The organism is Albidovulum sp. (assembly GCF_008933605.1).
Lineage (GTDB): Bacteria > Pseudomonadota > Alphaproteobacteria > Rhodobacterales > Rhodobacteraceae > Albidovulum.
Map to the genome: position 1 here is coordinate 1 of NZ_WBUS01000298.1, position 1591 is coordinate 1591.

Sequence of the window (1591 nt, forward strand, 5' to 3'; positions counted from 1 at the left end):
CGGCCTGCTCAACGCCGGGCTATTCGCCCTGCTGCTGCGCGACACCGATCCTGTCGTGCGCGCCACCCTCGCACGCCGCGCCGACCTGCCCGAGGAGCTCCTCGAGCGCCTCTCCGGCGATCGCCATCCTGCCGTACGCGCCGCCGCCGCCGAATCGCCGCGCCTGTCCGACGCCGCGCTGACCCGGCTCGCCTTCGACCGCGAGGAAACAGTGCGGCTCACCGTGGCGCGCAACCGTCATGCCCCGCCCACCGCGCTCGACATCCTCGCCTCCCTCGACGACGCAACGCTCCGCCGCCTCGTCGCCGAGCACCCGCGCGCCAGCGAACCCGTCCTTGCGCGTCTGCTCGACGGCAGCGGCGATCGCGCCGAGCGCATCGCGAAGGAACGACTGGCCGGCCGGCCGGCGCGCTGAGCGGCTTCAGCACCCGGGGAAAGTCGGTCGGCGCGGGACGGCGGCAAGCGTTAGGCGCGGAAGCCGTCCCCCCCGCAGTTGCCTTTCCATTTGCGTTGTGGCAGCTTCAGGGACGGTGTGCGGCCGACGGAGACGCCTGCCAGGGAAGGCCGGTCGATTGATGTGGTGTCGCTACTCGAAAGCCGGCAAGTCGGCAATCCATCACGAGCGACGGAGAACGGTTGATGAACACGCTTTGCGCTGAGTGTGCATGATCGCCGCCCGCGCAATGTTTTTCCTTTCCGTGGCGACTACGTTATTTTGGGTCTTTGGATTTGCTGCCGAGGGAATTTGCAACGCCGAACCCCCACTCTGGTCTTATTCAACGGCCGCTCTCGTTGCGGCAAGCCTTTCTGCGTTGGCGCTGTTTCGTGCAAGGCCGCATTTCCTTTGCGTTCCTCCGGGCACGGTAGCCGGCTTCGTGCGTGGCGCCGTTGCGTGGTCGGTTGCTTCCTATGTCGCGGGTGCGCTTGCGGTCGGCGGCGTCTCGTATTGGCTCATGGTGCGAGGGCCCCATGTGTCCGAATCTCTCCGCGGCGAGTCGGCTTCAGCAGCATACATGCTGGCCTTATGGCTTCCACTTTGGTTTTCGCCTGCCATTGGGTTATCCCTCGCGTGGTGGAAAATGCAGAAGTGACGGAGAACGCCCCGCCATTCTGGCGACCTTGTCCCCTTCGGTCGCCGGCGCTGCCGCCGTCCCACGGCGACCGGCTTTTCCCTCCCGCGCGAATCGCCTCACTCGCAGGTCGCCGCGCAGGATGCGGGGTCTGCGGCGCAGTCGGCGTTGCCCGCCACCTTGCATTGCGCCTTGGTGCGATGGGTGAAGACGATGTCCTCGGCGTAGCTGCAGCTGACGCGGGTAAGCTTGCCTTGTTTGCTGACGGCGACGGCGCGCGGCTTGATGTCCTTCAGCGCGCCGGCGGGCAGGTCGCAGGAGAGGTAGGCCTGAAAGGCGCCGTCGGCGGATTCCCACAGCGCAACGTTCTTCGCCTTGCGGTAGTTTTGATACGTGGCGCAGGTGTCGGTGTCGCGGGCGTAGAGGCGCCGGTCGTCGCCGCAGAAGCCGTTGAAGGTGTAGCGGAGTTCGTCTTCCGAGGGGCAGGTGGCGACCTGCACGGCCCGGGCGGGGTCGGGGCA

1 protein-coding gene and 1 pseudogene are annotated in these 1591 nt (G+C 67.2%); one reads left to right on the forward strand and one right to left on the reverse strand.

Going from position 1 to position 1591, the window contains the following annotated elements; translation table 11 throughout:
* Positions 1-415 (forward strand): annotated as a pseudogene (locus tag F9K34_RS19010) (hypothetical protein); the annotation flags it as partial.
* A 774-nt stretch (positions 416-1189) separates the two neighbouring features.
* Here the strand turns inward: F9K34_RS19010 and F9K34_RS19015 are convergent.
* On the reverse strand, positions 1190-1591 hold a 402-nt coding region (locus tag F9K34_RS19015), incomplete at its 5' end, for a hypothetical protein (RefSeq protein WP_291338659.1).